We start from the raw sequence: 2,095 nt of genomic DNA, 5'->3' as shown, positions 1-2,095 counted from the left end.
CCGCACAAGTTTCCGCACTTGTCTGCACAGCTCATTCGAATCGCCGTCAACGATTGCTGTCATCCCAGAGGCGAACCTTGAGCGACACAGAGACTGGCGAGATTGCAGGGCCGGGGCGGCCTGCTCGATGATTCCGAGTGGAACCTATGTCGAGCACAATCAGGCAGCGTGCTGGCTGGGGTGTTTGTTCACGTCTCATCATTCCAGAGACGTTTGTGACAAGAGCCTTCCGGCGGGTCGCCGTGCTGCTCTGTTCCTGCTGAGGGAGATTGCAACCACGACGACGAGAACAGCGCACACCGCATGCGTGGCAGGACTCAGCGCGCCGGCTTGAGCCCACATGAAAACCGGGTTGGCCTGAGTCTCAGGCGGCCCCTCGAGACTCTGCACATGCACGGTGTAGTCCTTTGTGGCTGAAAAACCGACAACGCAAACAAGCAGGACAACAAGTGAAGACACGGCGGATCGAACACTCTGTAACTCGTTATCGGTCTTCCTCTGCAAGAACCACAGGACGAGCAATCCGCTCAAGCCGGCCATGACCAAGTTCAGCAACCACGGCGAAGAGGTACCCGTGACTGAAACGATCTGATTGTCCCAGCCGAGACCTACGCCCTGTGTCTTGGCATCAGCTCTCAGAGCTATGAAACCCACAGACAGCAGATAAATCAGCGTGAACACGACCGACAGAATGATCTTTGCGTGACGAATGAGGTTCCCCCGAACAAGTATTGCCGACGAGCCTAGCGGATGAAGGGCCGCTGACGAGGCGAGCGCAGCATGCGCGGCAGTTCCTCTGCTCGTGTGGCGATGCACCAGAAACGTGAATCGGCTTGTCACCGACGTTGATGAGGTGCTCAATCCTTAGCGGTTTTCGGCAGGACGCCGCCGCCGAGTTTCTGATGTAGGTCGACGGTTCAGGTGCGCTTCCCGGGAAGGTTGGTTGAGATCACGTCGCCAGACGGACCGCCGTGCATTGGGACCTTGAGCGACACAGGTTGAGGATAAATTGCAGAGTCAGGGCTGGGCTCGCTCGATGTTTCAGAGGGGAACGTTAAACGGTGCATTAGTTTCGAGGGCCGAGGGACTTGCCTCGCCAGTAGGGTGGGGCGATGTCGTCTTTCGTTAGGGCGCGGTCCAATTCAGAGAGTCCGCCTGTCGCAGTTCTTCTCCCTGGTGTCGGTTACACCGTCAAGGGGCCGCTCCTGCAGTGGTGCGCGGAGATGCTGTCCGAGGAGGGATGGCACGTGCAAGGTGTCGAGTGGACAGTGGATGCGACCGCGCGCGACAATCCAGAATCCTTCGTCGCGGATGCCGTCACTGAAGCGTTCGACGCGGCACCGCCGTCGTCGCGCCGGCTCATCGTGGCAAAGTCGTTCGGCTGCTTTGCCCTGCCGTGGGCGCGACGCAACGGCATCCCAGGCATCTGGCTTACGCCCGTGCTCACCAGTGCGGACATGCAGCGGGGGCTCCTCAATGCGTCCGTCGGCGACATGGCGATCGGCGGTGATGCTGATGCCCTCTGGCTCCCCGCAACGATCGCGGACTCGCGTGCGAACGTAATCTCCGTTCCGAAGGCAGACCATTCATTGGTCATTCCCGGAGATTGGCGGGCCTCACTCGCTGCCCAGGCTGCGGTAATCGAGAGCATTACGCATCACCTCAGGTCGACATAGGAACCCTGAGCGGCCCACTTGTTTGGTTTCTCCAACCCATCGTCCTGAGCCTCAGACGTTGCGTGCTGAAACCGAACGAGTCCAGCGGACGACATCGTGACCAGGTCTGGCAGGTTCGCGGAGCTCCCTCCTATCAGTCAGAAATTGCGAAGGCAATCGCGGAACGCTCGTCTCGCGTGAGCGGTGGGTGAGGGTAACGGGAGAGATCTTCACGAAGTTCGAGACCATCGCCCGCGGAACGAGGGATGACGTGAAGGTGGGCATGCATGACGTCCTGGCCCGCCGAGGACCCATTGGACATATGCAGGTTGGTGCCCTCAACTTCCACGCCGAGAACAACCCTGAGCGCCCGATCCACGCGTTGAGCAACTATCGCCGCTTCGACGAGCTCGTCCAGGGTCAAAGAGGAGAGGTCAGGG

General features: G+C 59.8%; 3 protein-coding genes. 1 reads left to right on the top strand and 2 read right to left on the bottom strand.

Annotation, left to right across the window (positions count from 1 at the left end):
* Positions 1-198 precede the first annotated feature (198 nt).
* On the bottom strand, positions 199-681 hold the full coding sequence (locus tag JF66_RS17735) for a hypothetical protein (RefSeq protein ID WP_035880097.1): 483 nt from the start codon (positions 679-681) through the stop codon (positions 199-201).
* A gap of 431 nt (positions 682-1,112) precedes the next feature.
* On the opposite strand from JF66_RS17735, the gene JF66_RS17730 reads away from it, so the two are divergent.
* Positions 1,113-1,676, top strand: a complete 564-nt coding sequence (locus JF66_RS17730; RefSeq protein ID WP_035880096.1) for a hypothetical protein — start codon at positions 1,113-1,115, stop codon at positions 1,674-1,676.
* Positions 1,677-1,809: 133 nt separating this feature from the next.
* Here JF66_RS17730 and JF66_RS22470 read toward each other — a convergent pair.
* On the bottom strand, positions 1,810-2,095 hold a 286-nt coding region (locus JF66_RS22470; RefSeq protein WP_156109894.1), incomplete at its 5' end, for an HIT family protein.

Source organism: Cryobacterium sp. MLB-32, from assembly GCF_000738085.1.
Lineage (GTDB): Bacteria > Actinomycetota > Actinomycetes > Actinomycetales > Microbacteriaceae > Cryobacterium.
This window is presented reverse-complemented; position numbering and strand designations above follow the sequence as displayed.

Excerpts from the sequence above, each read along its gene's own strand:
- JF66_RS17730 (WP_035880096.1), top strand. The coding sequence starts at position 1,113 with ATGTCGTCTTTCGTTAGGGCGCGGTCCAATTCAGAGAGTCCGCCTGTC.